This window comes from Polaromonas sp. YR568 (genome assembly GCF_943369415.1).
GTDB lineage: Bacteria > Pseudomonadota > Gammaproteobacteria > Burkholderiales > Burkholderiaceae_C > Polaromonas.
The window spans coordinates 41,581-62,083 of record NZ_CALRNF020000028.1; the positions used below are offsets into that span (position 1 = coordinate 41,581).

Below are 20,503 nucleotides of genomic sequence, written 5' to 3' on the forward strand. Positions count from 1 at the left end.
GCCGCTGGTCACCTCTGTTAGCGATCAGGATTTTTTTAAACATGGTGGTCGTTCTGTTTGGAGAAAGGAGACTTCAAGGTAAAAGCGGCGGCAGTGCCCGGGTCCGGCCTGCCGCTGAAAATTCGCGCCACGCGCACAAACAGCTGGCGCAAAAACCGCCAGCACACGCGTATCAGCCAGACGCTGAGCGCCAGCACGAGGGCCAGCAGCACCACAAAAATCAAGGGGTGCGCCACCGCCAGCCACAGGCCCAGCGGCACCATGCCGTCTTCCAGCAGCGAGGCGCCTATGTTGCTGAAGGGCTCGGGCGAGGTGTTGATGGCCGCGCGGCTGGTGGCCTTGGCGGCAAAACTGGTCGCCGCCAGCGTGCCGCCCAGCAGGGCCGCCACCAGCGCGCCCAGGCCGTTGTCGGCGCCGAACACGGCAGCCGCCAGCGCCGCGCCCGCCGGGATGCGGATCACGCCATGCACCACGTCCCACAAAGAATCCAGGCCCGGGATCTTGTCGGCGAAGAATTCAATGAACACCATAAAGCCGCTGACGCCCAGCACCACCGGGTGCGCCAGCAGCTGCAGGCCGGCCGGCAGCGGCACCCAGCCCATAAAGCCCGCCAGGCCCGTGAGCAGCACGACGAGGTAGAGGCGCACGCCGCTGGCCCAGCCCAGCGCGCCTGCGAGGGCGATCAGTTGTGCGGTGTCCAGCGTGTTCATGGTTGGTCCCCTTATGCGGGTTTGGCAGGCAGCCAGTTGGGCTTGCGCTTTTGCAGGAAAGACTGCACGCCCTCGCGGCCCTCGGGGCTCACGCGCACGTCGGCAATGGCTTCCACTGTCATCTTCACGAGTGCCGGCGTGATGGGCTGGCCGGCCACGTCCTGCACCAGCTTTTTGCACAGGCGCATGGCTTCGGGCCCGGCATTGACCAGCGCCTGCGCGAGTTCGGCGACCTTGGCGTCCAGCGCCTCCGCCTTCACCACCTCATGGATAAAGCCGATGCGCAAGGCCTCGGCCGCATCAAAGCGCTCGGCCGTCAGGAAGTAGCGGTGCGCCGCGCGCGCGCCCATGGCGCGAATGACGTAAGGGCTGATGGTGGCCGGGAGCAGGCCCAGCTTGACCTCGCTGAGGCAGTACTGCGCCGTGTCCACCGACACCGCCATGTCGCAGGCCGCCACCAGGCCGGTGCCGCCGGCATAGGCATCACCCTGCACTTTGGCAATCGTGGGTTTGGGGCATTCGTAGAGCACCTGCATCATGCTGGCCAGATGGCCGGCATCGTCATGGTTTTGCGCGCGCGTGTAGTCGGCCATGCTGCGCATCCAGTTCAAATCCGCGCCCGCGCAAAAGGCCGGGCCGTTGGCGGCCAGCACGATGCAGCGCACGTCGCTGCGCGCGCCCAGTTCGGTAAAGGCCTGCACCATCTCCAGGATGACTTCGTCGTTGAAGGCGTTGCGCACCTCGGGGCGGTTCAGCGTCACGGTGGCGATATGGCCGGCGACGTCTATCAATAAATGCTTCATGGTTTTTTCCAGGCGACGATGTCATCAACGGCGTAGAGCACGCAGGTTTCATTGTTGTTCTTCGCGCAAAGCTCCAGCGCGCGTGTCATGGGGTTGTCTCCGCCCCAGGCATAGTGTTGCTTGCCCGCTTTGGGCGCGATGGCAAACGCCCGCGGAAGCCTCTTTTTCAGAAAGGTCTTGTAAGCGCTTTCGGAGCCGCGGTTCGCGGCCTTCAGCGCGGCGATATCCGCGATGTCCGCATACCCCGTCGCGGCGGGCGCGCCGTCCACGCGGCCGTATTGCGGCAGCACCACTTCCACGGGAAGTCCCGCGTCTTTCATTTTTGCCAGCACCTTGTCCAGCCAGATGTCCAGGCCGTCGGCACTGCCGAACATGGCGTGCGCATCCACGCCGAAGGGGCCATAGGCCACCATTTCACCGTTGCCGCCGGCCTCCACAAAGGCCTTGAACGCCGGCGCGATGACAGGCGGCGGAAAATAGCTGTCGTTCTCGCCGTAGAACCAGATGGAAGGTGTTTTGCTTTTTTTGCCGTAACTCGCGTAGGCATCACGCAGCGCCAGTTCCCACTGGCAACTCGTGGTGTACCTGAGCCCGCCCGCAAAATTCACAAACAGCTTGAAGCCCGGGTCAGGCGCCTGCGAGTAAGCCATGGTGGTCAGGCCCCCGTGGGATTGCCCCATCATCATCATCCGGCTGCTATCCGCCCAAGGCTGGCTTCCCAGCCACCGGACCATGGCAACCACATCTTCGGCCTGAGCCTGCCCATTGCCTTCAATATTGCAGCCCTCGCCCACGGCCGAGCCACCCGAGCCGGCAAAGCCCTGGCGCATGGGCGCCACAACGGCATACCCCCGCTTGAGGAATTCGCGCACGGCGGGAATGGGTCTGTTCCGTCCCTGCAGGTGGTTGTTGCCGGTGGCCTTGCCATGGTTCAGCATCACCACGGGAAAAGGCCCGGGGCCTTTCGGCTGGAACACGGTGACCTGCAGGCTGACGGGAATGAATTTGTCGTTCTTGACGAATTCAATGCGCTCGTCCAGCGACGCATTGAGGATGTCGGCATCCTGCGCCGCCGCGCAAAAGCACCACGCGGACAGCAGCGCGGATGCGCCCAGGACCAAGGCCCTGCGCGAAAATTCAGATTGGATGGAGTTCATAAGTCTCTCTTTTGGATGCGGGTGAAATTCAATACCGTTTCGCCACTTCTTCGAGCATGACTTCGGTCGCACCGCCGCCTATGCCCAGCACGCGCGCGTCGCGCCACAGGCGTTCGATGGCTGTCTCGCGGATAAAACCCATGCCGCCGTGGAACTGCTGGCAGGTCTGCAGCACTTCGTTGACGAGCTCGCCCGTCAGCGCCTTGAGCATGGAGACCTCCTGCACGATGTCGCGCCCCTGGGTGACAGCCCAGGCGCAGTGGTACATGAACTGGCGCGCCGCGCGGGTCTTGGCGTCCAGCATGGCGATGCGCTGGCGAATCGTCTGCTTCTCCCACAGCGTGGCGCCGAAGGCCTGGCGCTGGCGCACGTAGTCCAGTGTCATCTTCAGCGCCTGGGTGCAGTGGCCCACCGCCATGGCCGCCAGCGCGATGCGTTCGGTCTGGAAGTTTTTCATGACCGAATAAAAGCCCTTGCCCTCCTCGCCCAGCAGGTTGCCGGCCGGGATGCGGACGTTGTCGAACACCAGCTCGGCCGTGTCGGACGACAGCCAGCCGGTCTTCTTGAGCGCGCGGCCCACGGTAAAACCCGGCGTGCCTTTTTCGACAATGAACATGGACACCTGGTGGCGCGCCGTGCCGGTCTTGGCCGCGACGAAATAGAGGTTGGCGTGCACGCCGTTGGTGATGAACATCTTGGTGCCGTTGAGCACCCATTCGTCGCCATCACTTCCCTTTTCCAGCCTGGCGGTCATGCGCATGCCGGCTACGTCCGAGCCCGCGCCGGGCTCGGTGATGCCGACCGCGGTAATCGTCTTGCCCGCAATCACGTCCGGCATGTAGCGCGCCTTCTGCGCCGCATTGCCCGCGTGGAACAAATGCGGGCTGGCCATGTCGGTGTGCACCAGCACCGTGATGATGAAGCCGCCAAAGGTGGACTGCGACAGCGCCTCGGCAAACACCAGGTTGGTCAGCGCATCGGCCTCGCCGCCGCCGTATTGCTCTTCATACATCAGGCCCAGCAGGCCGGCCTCGCCCATTTTTCGCAGCACCTCGCGCGGCACGCAGCCTTCTTCTTCCCAGGCAGAAGCATAGGGCTCGACCTCGCGCGCGATAAAGCGCGCGACCTGCTCGCGCAGCAGTTCGTGCTCGGGGGTGACGTAGATGTTGTCCATGGGGGTTTGTCTCTTGTTTGTCTCGTTTTGATGTTTTTCAGGGCGGCCGCATTTACATACGGAACACGCCAAACTTCGTCTCAGGGATAGGCTGGTTCAGCGTGGCCGACAGGCCCAGCGCCAGCACACGCCGCGTGTCCGCCGGGTCGATGACGCCGTCGTCCCACAGCCGCGCGCTGGAGTAATAAGGGTGCGACTGGTGGCCGAACTGGTCCAGCACCGGCTGCTTGAAGGCGGCCTCCTCCTCGGCGCTCCAGCTGCCGCCCTTGGCCTCGATGGCGTCGCGCTTCACCGTGGCCAGCACGCCCGCGGCCTGCTCGCCGCCCATCACGCAGATGCGCGCATTCGGCCACATCCACAAAAAGCGCGGCGAATAAGCCCGGCCGCACATGCCGTAATTGCCCGCGCCGTAGCTGCCGCCAATGATGATGGTGAACTTGGGCACCTGGGCCGTGGCCACCGCCATCACCATCTTGGCGCCATGGCGCGCAATGCCCTCGGCCTCGTATTTTTTGCCGACCATAAAACCCGTGATGTTCTGCAAAAACACCAGCGGGATCTTGCGCTGGCAGCACAGCTCGATGAAGTGCGCGCCCTTCTGCGCCGATTCGCTGAACAGGATGCCGTTGTTGGCGATGATGCCCACCGGCATGCCCTCGATGTGCGCAAAACCGCAGACCAGGGTGGTGCCGTAACGCGCCTTGAACTCGGCGAACTCGCTGCCATCGACGATGCGCGCGATGATTTCGCGCACGTCATAAGGCTTGCGCGTGTCGGTGGGGATCACGCCATAGAGCTCTTCCGCCGGGTACAGCGGCGGCACGGGCGTGCGCAGCACCTGCTCGGGCCGCTTCTGCCGGTTCAGGTTGGCCACGGCGCGGCGCGCCAGCGCCAGCGCATGCGGGTCGTTCTGCGCCAGGTGGTCGGCCACACCCGAGAGGCGTGTGTGCACGTCGCCGCCGCCCAGCTCTTCAGCCGTCACGATTTCGCCGATGGCCGCCTTCACCAGCGGCGGCCCGCCCAGAAAGATGGTGCCCTGGTTCTTGACGATGATGGTCTCGTCGCTCATGGCCGGCACATACGCGCCGCCGGCCGTGCAGCTGCCCATCACCACCGCGATCTGCGCAATGCCGGCGGCGCTCATATTGGCCTGGTTAAAAAAGATGCGGCCGAAATGGTCGCGGTCCGGAAACACTTCGTCCTGGTTGGGCAGGTTGGCGCCGCCCGAATCGACCAGGTAGACGCAAGGCAGGTTGTTCTGCTGCGCGATCTCCTGCGCGCGCAAATGCTTTTTGACCGTCATCGGGTAATAGGTGCCGCCCTTCACCGTCGCGTCATTGCACACGATCATGCAGTCCACCCCGCTGATGCGGCCTATGCCCGCGACCAGGCCCGCGCAGGGCGCGCTGTCCGTCCCGTCACGGTCGGGGTACATCGCGTAGGCAGCCAGCGGCGCGAGTTCGAGGAAAGGCGTGCCCGGGTCCAGCAGCATCTGCACCCGGTCGCGCGGCAGCAACTTGCCCCGCGCCGTGTGCCGAGCACGCGCGGTGTCGCCGCCACCGTGGGCGGCCTTGGCCACCACGGCGGCAAGGTCGTCAACAACGGCGCGCATGGCGGCAGCATTGGCCTGGAAGTCGGCGGAACGGGCGTTGAGCTGGGTCTCAAGAGCGGACATGGATTTTTCCTGATGGGGGCGCCGGAAGACATGGCGGGGCGTACTGGCCCTACCTTAGCGCCAAACAGCCAGCTTAGCGAAAACCCGCCCCCGCCATGCCGCCAACAAGGTTGCAAATCCTGCCAACGGCGCGGAGAATCACCGGATGCCTTCCCGCAGCCCCGCCAGCCCACCCGTCGCCGCCACGCCCATGGCCTTTGCCAGAAGCATCGCCGCCGCCTACCAGCGCTACGGCCAAAGCCCAGCCCATGCCCTCAAGCTGGCACAGATCACGCCAAACCAGCTCAAACAGCCCACAACCCACATCACCGCCCGCCAGATGGAAATCCTCTCAGGCGCCGCCATGCAGGAACTCGACGACGAAGGCCTGGGCGCCTTCAGCCGCAAACTGCCCTGGGGCAGCTACGGCATGCTGGCCCGCGCCTCCATCAGCTCGCCCAACCTGGGCGTGGCGCTCAAACGCTGGTGCCGCCACCACGCGCTGATCGCTGGTGACATCACGCTGCGCCTGACGACCAGCGGCGACACGGCCGCGATCACGGTGGAAGAGAAGACGCCGGGCAAGGTCGGAGAGTTCGGCCTGGTCCACGTGCTGCGCAATATCCACGGCCTGGCCTGCTGGTATGTGGATTCGCGGATTCCGCTGCAAGGCGCGCGCTTCCCGTTTGAGGCGCCGACCCACGTAGCTGCTTACGCGCTGATGTTCCCCGGCCCCAATCTGCAGTTCACGGCCGCACAGGCCGAGATCCGTTTTGATGCGCGTTACCTCGCCTTGCCTTTGCGGCGCGACGAAAAAGCCTTGCAGCAGATGCTGCAGCGGGCTTTGCCCTTGACGGTGTTGCAGTACCGGCGCGACAGGCTGCTGGTGGAGCAGGTGCGGCAGGCGTTGGGAAACCCTGCGGTCGCCTCACACAATGCCGAAACCCTGGCCGCGGCTTTGAACATGTCGCCGCGCTCCCTGCATCGCCAGCTTCAGGAGGAAGGCGCTTCGCTGCAAAAACTCAAGGACGGGGTGCGGTTTGAGAAGGCCAAGGACTTGCTGTTGCGGACGTCGAAGCCGATCAAGCAGGTGGCTGAGGCTTCGGGGTTTCGGAATGAGAAGAGTTTTATTCGGGCGTTTCGTCAGGCGGATGGAACATCACCGAACGAGTTCCGCAAAACGGGTCAAGACTGAGAGCATTCACCAGGACGTTGCCTGTTTCCAGTTCACGCCATCGACCGAACGGTAAACACCCCCCGATGCGCAACAGCCGCCCGCACCAAATGCCTGGCGGCCTAGCTCTACGGTCACCACGCCTGCATTGACCTTGAGCGACTGGCGGACACACATCGTCCACATGGGGTAGAAGTCAGGCTCCAATACCCTTGTCCACTTCACCCCGCCGTCCTTCAGGAGCTCGACCTGAAAGACTTCACAATCGTAAACAAGCAGGTAAGCCGGCTTTTCGGCCAGTTGCCCCTTAAAGACAAGCTCAGGCGGAGCCTCGCGGGTGGCAATGGCCTCTTTGCTCATCGACGCGGCAGAGGCCTTAGACGATTCACTGAAGTCGCAACCCGGCAAGCTCGTGACGATCGCCACGGCCAGCAAAAACGAAAGAGCGCGGCCCAGCCTAAATTTATTCGAAGGCACGAATAAACTTGTCAAACGATCCGTGGCTGTGCTCGAGCGCTTCATTGATGGTTGCCATCTGTGTAGCCAAACGGTAGCGCCTTTGATTTCCCCGTCCGTCCCAAGTAACCTCAGACAAAATTCCGTGCGAAATCAACAAAGGCAATATTTCTTCTAGAAATCCCGCAGCCACAGCGCTTCCTAGTCTCAAGCGAATCACATCCTCATTAACCTGCGTTGCGCGCATAAAAATTCTAAAGAAGCGATTTAGCAATTTCATACGATCATCATGGGCGACAGCTGCATCAGCAAGATAAACACGTGAATCAATGAGATCGGCACCGAAATATTTGAGTCTTTCATTAATCTGCACAGGATCAAAAAAATACTCTTCATCAAATACAACCAGAAGAGAGTCAATTTTGCAATCCACAAACTTGCAACCACTTGCGCCGCCATTTGCGCCAATGTCGATTCGCTCAAACTCCGATGCAAGAAAGACTACTTCATTCAATTTCGCACTTCCCAGCTCAAAGGGCTGGAAGTGACAACGCTCGAATGTCACGCCATGCAAACTACGCCCAGAGAGTGAGTTCAATCCAAAATACATGTCCACATACGCGATAACAACCCCGCTATTGCCCAAATATTCCGCCATACGTATTGCCAGCAATCCACAGTTCTCTTTGCAAAAAGAAAACCCCGATTCCCCCTGATTAATCGACTTAATGTTCTCGCAACACTTCGCCAAGTCGGCACCAACACGTACCAAATACTGAATACTCTGCTCGACAGTGGCCTTTGATAAGACATTGACAGATAAGACCGAATACAGATCAGATATAACTCCCGCAGCGAGATATCGACCCAATCCCTCTCCAAGATAAAAATCTTGGAAATCTTCGTGGTCGAAAGATATCGCAAGCCCCTTATTCGAATCCACTGCCAGCAAAGAATGCTGCTTAATGCGTTCTCGAATCTGCCGAGTAGCATTTGCTGGCTTCTTTCGACTCTCAGAAAATATATCAACCACAAGGTCAATAACATCGGGCCTCAACGATCTCGCTGATGCTTGCCACATTTCCAGAGCAATTTGCGCCAGCAATTCATGATGCTCCACTGCGGGCAAAAGTGGCTCCATGACCTCCCCCGACACTCTAGAAAGCCATTTTTCAGTGGCTTCGCGTTTAACAATGGCATCAACAAAAGTAAAGAAGTAGTCATGAGGATTTGCCCCGAGAAGTTCTGCTAGCCTCATGCGATCGTCATCCGAAGACATGACGTCAAACAATCTTCGAACCAACACTGCACGCGTCAGTAGAGGGTGCTCTGCTCCCAACCTCGTAGCGACGGTTCCATAAATTGCTTCTGGAGAGGCAATTCCTCGTTGGTTACCGTAGTCAATAAACTGATCTTTGGTCCAGCGAGTAATTTCCATTTTGAAGAATGAAGCCGAATGGTTCCCAACCGCATCAAGCAACTTTGCCTGTGACTTGAAGCTCAAATAGTCGAAAAAAGCCTTTCTAGCCGCAACAATCAAAGTGCCCGATGAATCTAATGATTGAACAATGCCACCCAAAGCTGAAACGGCCTCGCCCTTTGATCCCTCGACCAGCATCTCTTCATATCCGTCGAAAGCGGGAATGATGGCTCCGATACGTATCAACGCTAAAAATGCATCAAAGTAGAAATAGTTGAATCTAAGTTTATTTACCAGTGCGGCAATTACTGCATCGTCAAACGTTAGAAAAGCTCGCCCACTTAAGGGTATTGGGACTATTAATGTTGTTGCAGTCCTAGCCTTAAATTTTTTTGCCTGAATAACTGCAATTCGGTTTATTACTGTCGTCTTTCCCTCACCGGCATCAGAAGTTAGATATAAGACAGATGTCGCACCAGGAATCTTACGATCTGCAAAATTTGCCAGGTAATCAACCGCGTCTGAGACAAACTCTAAGCCGTCACTACTACTCCCAATATCGGGAGAGTAATTGCCCGATGGAGTCACGAAAGGTTCAGCCGGCTTTGTCGAAAATGTATTTATGATTTTTTCGGCGAGTTGAGGCAGGTGCGCTACACGGGTAAGAAGCCAAGTGCGAGCAGCAATTTCTCTATCGTTCTCAACCACCACTAATGATTGATGTTCATCTGCAGAGAGTTTTAATCGAACATCGTAGACCTCCTCCCGCACATGGAAGGTAGCCTGTCCCAATCGAATATCCACGTCAGACGGGTCATCGGCAAACGCCATAAGCAAATTTTTAAACTCATTGATGTTCACTTTGGATCCCTTAGACTAAGTTCTCTGTAGAGCTGCAATAGAGGCTGGTTTAATGTTTGAAGGAGATGACTCGGAGTTCTCCAGCCAGGTTTTGTGTGGAGGTGCGTAATCCTGCACTGAGACTGAAGAGCAAGATAAATTCCCGGCCAAATATCAGCATCTGAACAAACTACTACAACCTCGTCTGCTTTGGACACAAAGCTCTCATAGGCGATATCAGCAACCATCATCGTATCGACCATTTTTTGCTCATCTCTCACCAAGACATCCCCAAGCTGCACATAACAGTTAGAAGATTGACAAGGCGTAGCGTTGTGACAGCTACGAAGAATTGAAAAGCCGCATGATTGGCTGTTTACGCAACTTGCCCAAGCATTAGCGCCAGTACGGAAGTACCGTAGCGGCCGGTTTCGAACTAGCGTTTCCGAAAACACTTTTCTAGAGCCCAACGGAGATTCCGCGAGGTTAGTAACGACCTTAACGGCCTTGTTCTTGCCCAAGTAATTAACGTTCCACACTGCAGGGGAGTTAGCTCTTATATCTGGTACTAATTCTTGGGCCGAGGTAGTTAGACCTGTTGCAGATCTCCATCCTCCGTAGAGACGAAAACTCACGGAGTCATAGGGATGAAGCAGGTTGGCAGGTAGCTGATTCAGAATCATGAGCGCCATTTTCACGGGCCCTTGAGGCCGATGTTTTTGCTCAATATTGTCGTAATCAACCAAAATAGTTAGGTTGTGCAATTGCCCTCCGTAAACGTATGCTCTTATTGTTAGTCCAGCGACTGCATTGGAAATGACGTCCTTGGCTTATCTGATTGTTCTGCAGCCTATATCTGTTTTCGCATATATACGGATTTATCGCAAGTGGTTTGCCTCCACTCTGCATTCACCTAGCCCCACAAATCAATAATTTCTTCGAACGTCGACAATGGCGCATCCGCACCCGGAATTTCGCCATCCCTTAAGTCTGAGCAACCTACTACACTCTGCGGCTGATACGCCAATAGCATTGCTGCATGGACGATGATGCGACTTTCTGAGCGGGGTCGTATCGACTTCTGTGAGTTGCGGGTAAGCCTTGGCACGCGATAGACAACTTCCGCATCGCCTCCCCACAGCACACAACCTCAGCTAAGCCCCCGCCCTAAGGCCGCTGTGGCAGGCGGCATCAATGACGAATTTTCCTGGGTGGAGACCTTGAAGTGCTCCTTGCCGAGTATCTCTTTGAGGGCAGCGCCCCTTTCACCACGCGACAGTCTCATCGACGGGCTCTTTAACCCCAATCCGGTCGAGTGCCCCCTCCAAATTGGCGACGGTCTTGTCCACGTTGTGCCACTTCTCCAGCCCGAACAGCCCCACACGGAAGGTCTTGAAGTCGGGGCCTTCGTCGCATTGCAGGGGTACGCCGGCGGCGGTTTGCAAACCTTCATTCAAAAACTTCTTGCCTGACTGGATGTCGGGGTCGGTCGTATAGCTGACGACCACGCCCGGGGCCTTGAAGCCTTCGGCGGCCACGCTGGGCAGGCCGCGGCTTTCGAACAGGGTGCGCACCTTGTTGCCCAGGTCTTGCTGCTCGGCTTTGACTTTGGCAAAGCCATAGTCCTGCGTTTCCTTCATCGCGGCGCGCAGGCGTGTGAGAGCGTCTGTCGGTAGCGTTGCGTGGTAGGCGTGACCGCCGTTTTCGTAGGTTTCCATGATCTGCAGCCACTTTTTGAGGTCGCAGGCGAAGCTGGAGCTTTGGGTGGTTTCAATCGCCGTGCGGGCGCGTTCGCTGAGCATGACCATGGCGCAGCAGGGTGAGCTGCTCCAGCCTTTTTGCGGGGCCGAGATCAGCACGTCGACGCCGGTGGCTTTCATGTCGACCCACATGGCGCCGGAGGCGATGCAGTCGAGCACAAACAGCCCGCCGACGGCATGCACGGCGGCGGCGACGGACTGGAGGTAGCTGTCGGGCAGGATCATGCCGGAGGCGGTTTCGACGTGCGGGGCGAAGACCAGGGCGGGCTTTTCTTTGGCGATGGCCGCGACGACGTCGGCGACCGGTGCAGGCACCCAGGGCGCCTGGGCGCCGGCCGCTGTCTTGCGGGCCTTGAGCACGGTGTGGGAGGCGGGGATGTGGCCCATCTCAAAAATTTGCGTCCAGCGGTAGCTGAACCAGCCGTTGCGAATCACCATGACGTGTTTGCCGGCGGCGAACTGGCGCGCGACGGACTCCATGCCGTAGGTGCCGCTGCCGGGCACCAGCGCGACGGAGTGGGCGTGGTAGACCTCCTTGAGGATGGCGGAGATGTCGCCCATCACGCCCTGGAAGCTGCGGGACATGTGGTTGAGCGCGCGGTCTGTGTAGACGACGGAGAATTCGAGCAGGCCGTCGGGGTCGACGTTGGGGAGGAGTCCAGGCATTTTTTGTCTCGCAATCATTGTTGAAAGTCGGGCTGGCAGCTTAGCACCGCAACCCGATTCGGGACAGCCCCGGCCCGGGGAAACCGTTTCAGCCTTGGGGCGACATGTCTTTGGCCAGCGCGCGCGCCGCATTGGCGTACACCAGCACGTCCACGCCCACCGCCACAAAAGTACAGCCCAGCGCCAGGTAGTGGCGCGCCTGTGTTGCATCACCGGTCAGGATGCCGGCGGCCTTGCCGCTGGCGGTGATGGTCTTGATGGCGCCTTCGATGGCGGCCAGCACCTCGGGGTGGCTGGCGTTGCCGCGGTGGCCCAGGGAGGCGGCCAGGTCGGCCGGGCCTATGAAGACGCCGTCCACGCCGTCGACGGCGCAGATGGCGGCGAGGTTGGCGAGGGCGGTGGTGCTTTCGGCCTGCACCAGCAAACAGGTTTCATCGTTGGCCACGGCCAGGTAGTCAGTGCGGGCATTCCAGCGCGAGGCCCGGGCGATGGCGCTGCCGACGCCGCGCACGCCCTGGGGCGGGTAGCGCGTGGCGGCGACCATGTGGGCGGCCTGGGCGGCGGTGTCGACCATGGGGACCAGGATGGTTTGCGCGCCTATGTCGAGCACCTGCTTGATGAGGTGCTCGCTGCCTTCGACGACACGGACGATGGGGTGTGAGGGGTAAGGGGCGATGGCCTGCAGCGCGGCGAGCGTGCTTTGTAAATCGTTGGGCGAATGCTCGCCGTCTATGAGCAGCCAGTCAAAGCCGGCGGTAGCGCTGACCTCTGCCATATAGGGCGAGGCCATGGAGAGCCACAGGCCGATTTGCGGTGTGCCGGCCTTGAGGGCGGCTTTGAAGGGGTTGCCTGCGGGGGTCATGGGGTTTTGTTTCCTTGTCGCTTTCTTGTCGCCGGAGGGCCTGGGTCCTCCGGCGACTTTAACCCCGGCGGTGCGTTCAGGCCGGCTTGCCTTCGTACTGTTCAAAAAAGCCGATGGGATGGATATCGATGTTCCAGCCCACGTCTTCGCCCAGCGTGGCGGCCGGGTGCAGCGAGGCGATGCGTACGGCTTCGTCGCGGCTGGGGGCCTCGATGATGAAAAACCCGCCCACCAGCTCTTTGGCCTCGGCAAAGGGGCCGTCGGCCACCTGGGTCTTGCCGCCGCGCGGCTGCAGGCGGATGGCGGGCCCGTCCAGCGAAGCGCTCAGGCGCAGCTGCCCGGTGGCCTTGAGCTCGGCATCCTTGGCGGGGCACTGGCTGACCAGCGCCTTGCGGTCGGCAGGCGGCAGGGCAGCCATGTCGGCGGGTTTGTAGTTGGCGAGGCAGAGGTATTTCATGACGTTTCCTTGAGTTAGGTTGGTTGGCTGACACCTCTACGACGAACGGGGCGGGCCGGAATCGACACGCCCCGCCGAAAAAATTCAACTTAACAGCGCCGCCAGGTCCGCCATGTCGGTAAAGACGCGGGTCGCGCCGCTGGCCCTGAGCGCATTCGGCGCGTCGTGGCCCATTTCGGACGGGCTGTAGCCGAAGACGGTGCAGCCGGCCGCGACGCCGGCGGTGGCGCCGGTGACGGTGTCTTCGACGACGGCGCAGCGTTTGGGGTCCACGCCCAGGGCCGCGGCGGCCGCCAGGTAGACGTCGGGGAAAGGCTTGGAGCGCGGCAGCTCGTGGCCGCTGAAGACGCGGCCTTCAAAAAAGGGCATGAGGCCGCATTTTTTGAGCTGCAGCTCGACCTTGAAGCGGTCGGCGCCCGACGCGCAGGCGATGCGGCCCTGGCAGAGCGTATGGATCCGGCTCACGGCCTCGACGGCGCCGTGCACGGCCAGCACGGATTCGACCAGCCCTTCATTGCGGCGGGCCCGAAACTCGTCCAGCCAGGCTTTGGTGAGGGGCTTGCCGGTATGGGCCGCTATGGTGGCGGCCTCGTCGCTGACGGCCTTGCCGACAAAGATGCGCATGCACTCGGCCGAACTGAGCTTCCAGCCGAGTTCTTCGAGCATGTCGCGCAGCACGCCGTTGGTAATGGGTTCGCTGTCGACCAGCACGCCGTCACAGTCGAATAACACCGCGTCAAATTTCATGGCTCTCTTTCATTTCCGGTTTGCAGGTTTGCGCCGCCCAGGGTGAAGGTCACCCACTCAGGCCGCATGTTGAAACGCACCGGCAGGATGCTGACGCCCAGCCCGCTGGTGATGTACATGCGATTGTCGCCGTGCCCGACCCAGCCGTAAGCCCATTCGCGCGGGCCGGCACCGGGCACCACGGGCGGGCCGAAGAAGGGGATGCTGACCTGGCCGCCGTGGGTGTGGCCGGCGACGGCGAGGCCGCGCACGGGCGGCAGGGTGCGCAAGCTTTCAGGCCCGTGCATGAGCACCAGGGCCTGCGCACCCGCTGGCAGCTTGCGCGTGGCGAGTTGGGGTTGTGAATGGTCGGTGTAGTCGTCGCCTATGCCGACGACCCACAGCGCGGTGCCGGGCAAGGGTACGGCGTCGTTCTCCAGCACGGTGATGCCGGCGCGTTTGAAGGCGGCCGTCATGGCCTTGCCTTCGTGCCACCAGTCGTGGTTGCCCAAAACGGCATAGACGCCCAGCCGCGCCTTGAGGCCGCCCAGCACGTTGGCGATTTCATCTTCGGCGGTGGCGGCGTCGTCGGGCGCGTAGTCGCTGTCGGCGATGAAGTCGCCGGGCAGCAGGATGACGTCGGGTTGGGAGGCGTTGATGTCGGCGACGATGGCGCGGGCGCGTTCCACCGTCATGACGCGCCACAGCGCGCGTTTGCTGAAGTGCCAGTCGGAGGCGACGGCGACCTTGAGGCCGGGCGGGCCTTTCCAGTTCGGGACGGTCTCGCTGATGTCGCGGTGGGCGACCCAGCGCGGCTCTATCAGCGTGGCCCAGATGAAGAGCAGCACCACCAGCAGCCGCACGGACCAGGCGGCGATTCGCCAGCGCCGGCTCACACGGTTTTCTCTAACAACACCATGGACGCCCTCTTCACGCTTGCCTTGCTCTTTATGCAATGTCGCCGTCCACATAGTACCAACGGCCCTCCTCGCGCACGAAGCGGCTGCGCTCGTGCAGGCGCACGGCCGGGCTGCCGGGGGATTTCTGGCGCGCGACAAATTCGACTTCGGCGTGGGTGGCGTCGATCCGGCGGTGGCTGCGCACTTCGAGGCCCAGCCATTTGACGCCCGGATCAAACTCAATCGATGCCGGCCTGTGGCTGGTGTGCCAGGTGGCGAGCAGGTAAGCGGCGCGCTCGGCGACGAAGGCGGTGTAGCGCGAGCGCATGAGCGATTCGGCGTCGGGCGCGGGCGCCGTTTCAAAGTGATCGAGGTAGCGGCCGCAGCAGCCGGCAAACGGCAGGGGCTTTTGGGCCGCGCCTGTGCGGCCGCAGGGACATGGCTGGGACGGTGGCAGCGTGGCCATCAACCGCAGCTGTAGTCGCGGCGGGACTTGCGCTCTTCGCGTTCTTCCAGCGTCTCGGTGGGCGCGCCCTGCTTGACCCATTCGGCGTAACCGCCGTCTATGTGGGCGACGTTGGTCATGCCCATGTCCTGCAGGGTCTTGGCGGCCAGGGCGCTGCGCCAGCCGGCGCCGCAGAACAGGATGAACTCCTTGCCCTCGTCGGCAAACAGGGGCTTGTGGTACGGCGAGGCCGGGTCTACCCAGAACTCCAGCATGCCGCGCGGTGCGTGGTAGCTGCCCACCACGGTGCCGGCTGCGAGTTCGCGCACGTCGCGGATGTCGACGATCTGCACGTTAGCATCGGCCAGCTTTGCCTTGGCCTCTTCGACGCTGTAGGTCTTGACCTGGGCCATGGCCTCGTCGACCAGGGCGCGGAATCCTTTGGTGATGGGCATCTGCTTCTCCTCAGGCCAGCGCGCGCTGGATGATGATTTTCTGCACGTCGGAGGTACCTTCATAGATCTGGCACACCCGCACGTCCCGGTAGATGCGTTCGACCGGGAAGTCGCTGACGTAACCGTAGCCGCCCAGGGTCTGGATGGCGGCGCTGCAGACCTGTTCGGCCATTTCGCTGGCGAAGAGTTTGGCCATGGCGGCTTCTTTCAGGCAAGGCAGGCCGGCGTCGCGCAGGCTGGCGGCATGCCAGATCAGCTGGCGCGCGGCTTCGATCTTTGTCGCGCAGTCGGCCAGGCGAAAGCCGACGGCCTGGTGGTTGAAGATGGCGGTGCCGAAGCTTTGCCGCTCCTTGGCGTAGCTGAGCGCGAACTCGAACGCGCTGCGCGCCATGCCCACGCTTTGCGCGGCGATGCCTATGCGCCCGCCTTCAAGCGCGCCCAGGGCGATCTTGTAGCCCTCGCCTTCGCTGCCGATGAGGTTCTCTGCCGGGATGCGGCAGTTGTCGAAATTGATCTGCGCGGTGTCGCTGGAATGCTGGCCCAGCTTGTCTTCCAGCCGCGCGACCACATAACCGGGCGCGCTGGTGGGCACGATGAAGGCGCTCATGCCTTTTTTGCCGGCGCCCTTGTCGGTGACGGCGATGACGATGGCGGCGTGGCCGTTCTTGCCGCTGGTGATGAACTGCTTGACGCCGTTGAGCACGTACTCATCGCCCTCCTTCACCGCCGTGGTGCGCAGCGACGACGCATCGCTGCCGACGTGCGGCTCGGTCAGGCAAAAGACGCCGAGCATCTCGCCCTGCGCCAGCGGCGTGAGCCACTGCTTTTTCTGCTGCGCATTGCCGTAGCGCATCAGGATGGCGTTGACGGGGCAGTTGGTGACGCTGATGGCGGTGCTGGTGCCGCCGTCGCCGGCGGCGATCTCTTCGAGCACGAGTGCTAGCGTGAGGTAGTCGAGGTTAGCGCCGCCGAACTCTTCAGGCACGCAGATGCCGTAGGCGCCCAGCGCGGCCAGGCCTTTGTGCGCCTCGACGGGAAAGTGGTGCTCCTTGTCCCAGCGCGCGGCATGGGGCCAGAGCTCTTCCTGCGCGAAGGCGCGGACCGCGTCGCGGATCATTTCCTGGTCCTGGTTCAGCAGCATGGTGTGGCCTTGCGAGGGGTGTCAAAAAAAAGGAGAAGGCGCGGTGCAACTCACCAGGCGCCGAAAGGCTGGCCGTCGTAATTGAGGAAGGCGCCCTTGTGTTCAGGCCCAAGCCCGGCCAGCGCGGCGCGCATGGCGGTGACGCTTTGCGCGGTGGTGAGCGTTGCGCCCTGCCCGCCCATGTCGGTCTGCACCCAGCCGGGCGACATGGCGACCAGGATGGCCTTGGGGTAGTCGTGCTGGGCCGAGGCGACCACCATGTTGAGCGCGGCCTTGCTGGCGCGGTAGACCCAGCCGCGGCTGTTTTCCACGCCGGCGATGCGGGCCATGGCACTGCTGATGAACACAAAGCGACCCTTGCCGCCGCCGTCCAGCCTGGAGGCCTCGACCAGGGGCGCGACCTGCGGGATGGCCTGCATGGCGCCCAGCACATTGGTGCGCATGGCGTGGTCGAAGGCCTCCTGTGTGGGCGGCGTCAGCGCATCGCCGTGCGGGAAAACGCCGGCCACGTAGAGCGCGACGTCAATCACCTCGCCGTCGAGCTGCCAGGCCAGGCCACTGATGCTGGTGGGCTCGGCCACGTCCAGCCGCAAGGCCCTGGCGCCCAGGCCGGTGAGGCGTTGCAGGCTGTCGTCGTCGCGCGCGGTGGCGATGACTTCGGCGCCTTCGGCCAGGTACTGGGTGGCGAATTCAAGCCCTATGCCGCGCGATGCGCCTATGACAAGAATTTTCATGGTTCAACCTGCAAATTCAAAGTATCTGGCCCATGAGGGGTCGAATTCACTGTTTAGCCCGACTTCTGCCAGGAAGGCGTTGCGCACGCTGCCCTGGATCAATTCGAGCGCTGCCGGCAAATCGCCGACATAGTAGTTGGCCATGCGCTCGCCGTTGCGCAGGATGGTGTGAGACAGGATGCCGGCATGCTGGACTTCGAGGCGGGTGGCGATCTGGTCCTGCAGGTCGCGGGCGGCGTCGAGCGTGGCATGGTCGTGCGCGGGGAGACGCAGCTCGACGGCATGCCCGAGGTCGGGCCTCGCGGCCACGGCATTGGCGCCGTCGTTGACGGACACGATCGCGTGGTTGCCTTCGCCGTCACCCTCAAAGGCAATGGTCAGCGTGGTCCAGTTGTCCTCACCACTGGGGAACAGCCCTGTGTGGCCCAGGTCGCCCGTCCAGAAGCTGTCGAGCACGGTGCCGAACTGGTGCAGCGGTGTGGAATGAACGACCTCGCCGGAGAAGCCACCCACAAAATCCACGGCGCCCACCTTGATGGCGAAATCGTATTCACCGAGTACATGGTCCAGCATGATGAAGGCCATGTTGCGGGCGTGGTCCTGCATGTCGCTGGGCAGTTCGCGGTCGAACATGACTTCGATGCCGACCTGACCCTCGTCGGCGAAATGGCCTATCAAAATATCGGATGTCGCGAGTTCGAAGTTCCCCATGCGCATCGGAAAATCGGGTTCATCGGTGCGGGTGCGGAAAGCGCTGAGGCGGTAGTGCGCCAGCGGCGGCGCGCGCTTCACAAAATCCATCAGCAGCGGAAAGCGCTCTTTGGCGCCATGGGCCGTGGCGATCATGTCTATGGGGTCGTCGCCGTCATTGGCCGACATCTCGAGCGCCAGCCCGTCCAGGCACGCATCAAGCACCTCGTTGATCTCCTCCACCTGCTCGCGCACCGGCTTGCGGATCAGTTCCGTCTCGCCCTCGCGAAAGCGGAACCAGAAGCTGTCGATGCGCTCCGCGAGTTCAGCGGGCGAAAGCTCCGCCTGGTCCCCGCTCACACCAGTTCCACCGCCATGGCCGTGCCTTCACCACCGCCTATGCACAAGGTGGCGATGCCCTTCTTGAGGCCACGCGCTTGCAGCGCGTGGATCAGCGTGACGATGATGCGGGCGCCGGATGCGCCAATCGGGTGACCCAATGCGCAGGCGCCGCCGTTGACGTTGACGATGTCGTGGCTGATGCCAAGTTCCTTCATCGCGGCCATGGGCACGACGGCGAAGGCTTCGTTGACTTCCCAGAGGTCCACGTCCTTGACGGCCCAGCCGGTTTTCTTGAGCAGCTTGTTGACGGCGCCCACCGGTGCGGTGGTGAACCATTCGGGTTCCTGCGAGAAGGTGGCGTGGCCGACGATGCGGGCGATGGGCTTGGCGCCCAGTGCTTTGGCGGTGGATTCGCGGGCCAGCACCAGCGCGGCGGCGCCATCGTTGATGGAGGAGCTGGAGGCGGCCGTGATGGTGCCGTCTTTCTTGAAGGCGGGCTTGAGCGTGGGAATCTTGTCGAGCTTGACCTTGCCGGGGCCTTCGTCTATAGAAATGACGGTTTCGCCGGCGCGGCCCTTGACGGTGACGGGCGTGATCTCGGCCTTGAAGGCGCCGGACTCGGTGGCGGCCTTGGCGCGCTGCACGCTGGCGGTGGCGAAGGCGTCCTGCGCCTCGCGCGTGAATTTGTACTTGTCGGCGCACTGCTCGCCGAAGGTGCCCATGGCGCGGCCGGGTTCGTAGGCGTCTTCCAGGCCGTCCAGCATCATGTGGTCATAGATGCGGTCGTGGCCGATGCGGATGCCGCTGCGGCCCTTGAGCAGCAGGTGGGGCGCGTTGGTCATGCTTTCCATGCCGCCCGAGACCATGACGTCGCGGCTGCCGGCGACGAGCTGGTCGTGCGCGAGCATGGTGGCTTCCATGCCGGAGCCGCACATTTTGGACAACGTGACGGCGCCGACGCTGGCGGGCAGGCCGCCCTTGAAGCCGGCCTGGCGCGCGGGCGCCTGGCCCTGGCCGGCCATCAGGCAGTTGCCGAACAGCACTTCATCGACTTTTTCAGGGGCGATGCCCGAGCGTTCGATGGCGGCCTTGATGGCGGCGCCGCCCAGGTCATGGGCCGAGAGGCTGCTGAAGTCGCCCTGGAAGCCGCCCATGGGGGTGCGGGCTGCGCCGAGGATGACGATGGGGTCTTGGTTAGAGCTGGACATGGTCGTGTTTCCTTTCAGTGGGTTATTCAGTGGGGCGCGGCATTTTTGCCTCCAGCGCCTTGACGAAAGCCGGGTCAATCGCCGCCCGTTGCGGCGTGTTCTCCGCGAGCTTCAAATGCGTCCAGGCCATACGGTAATTGCCGCTGGTGTAGTCGGCGATGGCCCAGTTTTGCAGGTTGAGCGTGTGGCCCGGTGCTTTTTTGTAGATGGCCTCATAACGCCTGACAGCCTCGGCCATCATGGTTGGGTTGCTCACCACGCCTGCCGCAATACCGATGGTTTTGGCGTAATCAACGGCAAGATCGATGTCGTCGGGCGCCAGCTTTTCGGCTTCCGCAAACAGGCTCAATGAAGCGAGAAGACCCTGGTCGCTGTAAGAAGACACTGCGGCCATTCCCCATAGCGAGGGCACGCTCTTCGGGTCAATCAACCAGGCCTGGTTGAATCGGCGCATGGCATCTGCCAGATTGCCCTGGCGCAGCAACTGCCAGCCCCGATCCGAGACCTCTTTCGCCGCCTTTGGCCTGTCACCCGGGTAGCGGGCGTCAACCTGGCTCAGGAATTCGGCGTCTGCCGCTTTTTGCTGTTCGCTCTTTTGTCCATTGCCGTATTTGGGTAACAGCGAGATGTCCTGCGAGAAAGCGAAACCGCAGAAAAAGGCCAGCGCCGCAAAAAGCGCCCAAGCCCTGATGAGTGGGGTTGATATCGTCATGACTTTCTTGCCTCGCTG

Annotated in this window: 20 protein-coding genes; 1 reads left to right on the top strand and 19 read right to left on the bottom strand. The window is 61.8% G+C overall.

The window, feature by feature from the left end:
- Positions 1–35: 35 nt before the first annotated feature.
- The 5 genes from ACLV74_RS17430 to ACLV74_RS17450 are packed head-to-tail and all read right to left on the bottom strand — an operon-like array spanning position 36 to position 5,519.
- Complete coding sequence (locus tag ACLV74_RS17430) at positions 36–710, bottom strand: DUF4126 domain-containing protein (RefSeq protein WP_411880668.1); 675 nt, start codon at positions 708–710, stop codon at positions 36–38.
- Between the two features lie 11 nt (positions 711–721).
- Positions 722–1,513, bottom strand: coding sequence for an enoyl-CoA hydratase/isomerase family protein (locus tag ACLV74_RS17435; protein ID WP_411880669.1), 792 nt, complete (start codon positions 1,511–1,513; stop codon positions 722–724).
- Entirely contained in the window at positions 1,510–2,670 is a 1,161-nt protein-coding gene (locus ACLV74_RS17440) for a dienelactone hydrolase family protein (RefSeq protein ID WP_411880670.1), read from the bottom strand. Before ACLV74_RS17440 ends, ACLV74_RS17435 begins: the two co-directional genes overlap by 4 nt.
- Before the next feature lie 28 nt (positions 2,671–2,698).
- Positions 2,699–3,844 carry an acyl-CoA dehydrogenase family protein gene (locus ACLV74_RS17445; protein ID WP_411880671.1) on the bottom strand — a complete coding sequence of 382 codons (1,146 nt, stop codon included), beginning with the start codon at positions 3,842–3,844 and terminating at the stop codon, positions 2,699–2,701.
- 52 nt (positions 3,845–3,896) lie between these two features.
- Positions 3,897–5,519 (bottom strand): carboxyl transferase domain-containing protein, encoded by a 1,623-nt coding sequence (locus ACLV74_RS17450; protein WP_411880672.1) that lies wholly within the window; start codon positions 5,517–5,519, stop codon positions 3,897–3,899.
- A gap of 145 nt (positions 5,520–5,664) precedes the next feature.
- Between ACLV74_RS17450 and ACLV74_RS17455 the strand changes: the two genes are divergently transcribed.
- The gene (locus tag ACLV74_RS17455) at positions 5,665–6,693 is read left to right on the top strand and encodes an AraC family transcriptional regulator ligand-binding domain-containing protein (protein WP_411880673.1); all 1,029 of its coding nucleotides are present in this window, start codon (positions 5,665–5,667) and stop codon (positions 6,691–6,693) included.
- 6 nt (positions 6,694–6,699) lie between these two features.
- Here the strand turns inward: ACLV74_RS17455 and ACLV74_RS17460 are convergent, their stop codons facing one another.
- The 14 genes from ACLV74_RS17460 to ACLV74_RS17525 form a co-directional block, all read right to left on the bottom strand.
- On the bottom strand, positions 6,700–7,149 hold the full coding sequence (locus ACLV74_RS17460) for a hypothetical protein (RefSeq protein WP_411880674.1): 450 nt from the start codon (positions 7,147–7,149) through the stop codon (positions 6,700–6,702).
- Positions 7,136–9,409, bottom strand: a complete 2,274-nt coding sequence (locus ACLV74_RS17465; protein WP_411880675.1) for a hypothetical protein — start codon at positions 9,407–9,409, stop codon at positions 7,136–7,138. Before ACLV74_RS17465 ends, ACLV74_RS17460 begins: the two co-directional genes overlap by 14 nt.
- 1,244 nt (positions 9,410–10,653) lie before the next feature.
- Positions 10,654–11,814 (bottom strand): aminotransferase class V-fold PLP-dependent enzyme, encoded by a 1,161-nt coding sequence (locus tag ACLV74_RS17470; protein WP_411880676.1) that lies wholly within the window; start codon positions 11,812–11,814, stop codon positions 10,654–10,656.
- 88 nt (positions 11,815–11,902) lie between these two features.
- Positions 11,903–12,676 (bottom strand): 4-hydroxy-2-oxoheptanedioate aldolase, encoded by a 774-nt coding sequence (gene hpaI / locus ACLV74_RS17475; RefSeq protein WP_411880677.1) that lies wholly within the window; start codon positions 12,674–12,676, stop codon positions 11,903–11,905.
- A 76-nt stretch (positions 12,677–12,752) separates the two neighbouring features.
- Positions 12,753–13,133: a YciI family protein gene (locus tag ACLV74_RS17480; protein WP_411880678.1), complete on the bottom strand. Its 381-nt coding sequence runs from the start codon at positions 13,131–13,133 to the stop codon at positions 12,753–12,755.
- Between the two features lie 84 nt (positions 13,134–13,217).
- Positions 13,218–13,880 carry an HAD family hydrolase gene (locus ACLV74_RS17485; protein ID WP_411880679.1) on the bottom strand — a complete coding sequence of 221 codons (663 nt, stop codon included), beginning with the start codon at positions 13,878–13,880 and terminating at the stop codon, positions 13,218–13,220.
- Positions 13,877–14,755 carry a metallophosphoesterase gene (locus ACLV74_RS17490; protein ID WP_411880680.1) on the bottom strand — a complete coding sequence of 293 codons (879 nt, stop codon included), beginning with the start codon at positions 14,753–14,755 and terminating at the stop codon, positions 13,877–13,879. The genes ACLV74_RS17485 and ACLV74_RS17490 overlap by 4 nt, the downstream gene beginning before the upstream one ends.
- A gap of 52 nt (positions 14,756–14,807) precedes the next feature.
- Positions 14,808–15,224 carry a YchJ family protein gene (locus tag ACLV74_RS17495; RefSeq protein ID WP_411880681.1) on the bottom strand — a complete coding sequence of 139 codons (417 nt, stop codon included), beginning with the start codon at positions 15,222–15,224 and terminating at the stop codon, positions 14,808–14,810.
- The gene (locus tag ACLV74_RS17500) at positions 15,224–15,658 is read right to left on the bottom strand and encodes a rhodanese-like domain-containing protein (protein ID WP_411880682.1); all 435 of its coding nucleotides are present in this window, start codon (positions 15,656–15,658) and stop codon (positions 15,224–15,226) included. The genes ACLV74_RS17495 and ACLV74_RS17500 overlap by 1 nt, the downstream gene beginning before the upstream one ends.
- A 10-nt stretch (positions 15,659–15,668) precedes the next feature.
- Positions 15,669–16,799, bottom strand: a complete 1,131-nt coding sequence (locus ACLV74_RS17505; protein WP_411880683.1) for an acyl-CoA dehydrogenase family protein — start codon at positions 16,797–16,799, stop codon at positions 15,669–15,671.
- A gap of 50 nt (positions 16,800–16,849) precedes the next feature.
- Positions 16,850–17,533 (bottom strand): SDR family oxidoreductase, encoded by a 684-nt coding sequence (locus ACLV74_RS17510; protein ID WP_411880684.1) that lies wholly within the window; start codon positions 17,531–17,533, stop codon positions 16,850–16,852.
- Between the two features lie 3 nt (positions 17,534–17,536).
- Positions 17,537–18,583 (bottom strand): DUF695 domain-containing protein, encoded by a 1,047-nt coding sequence (locus ACLV74_RS17515; RefSeq protein WP_411880685.1) that lies wholly within the window; start codon positions 18,581–18,583, stop codon positions 17,537–17,539.
- Positions 18,580–19,773, bottom strand: a complete 1,194-nt coding sequence (locus ACLV74_RS17520; RefSeq protein ID WP_411880686.1) for an acetyl-CoA C-acyltransferase — start codon at positions 19,771–19,773, stop codon at positions 18,580–18,582. The genes ACLV74_RS17515 and ACLV74_RS17520 overlap by 4 nt, the downstream gene beginning before the upstream one ends.
- Before the next feature lie 22 nt (positions 19,774–19,795).
- Positions 19,796–20,485, bottom strand: a complete 690-nt coding sequence (locus ACLV74_RS17525) for a hypothetical protein (RefSeq protein WP_411880687.1) — start codon at positions 20,483–20,485, stop codon at positions 19,796–19,798.
- Positions 20,486–20,503: the final 18 nt, after the last annotated feature.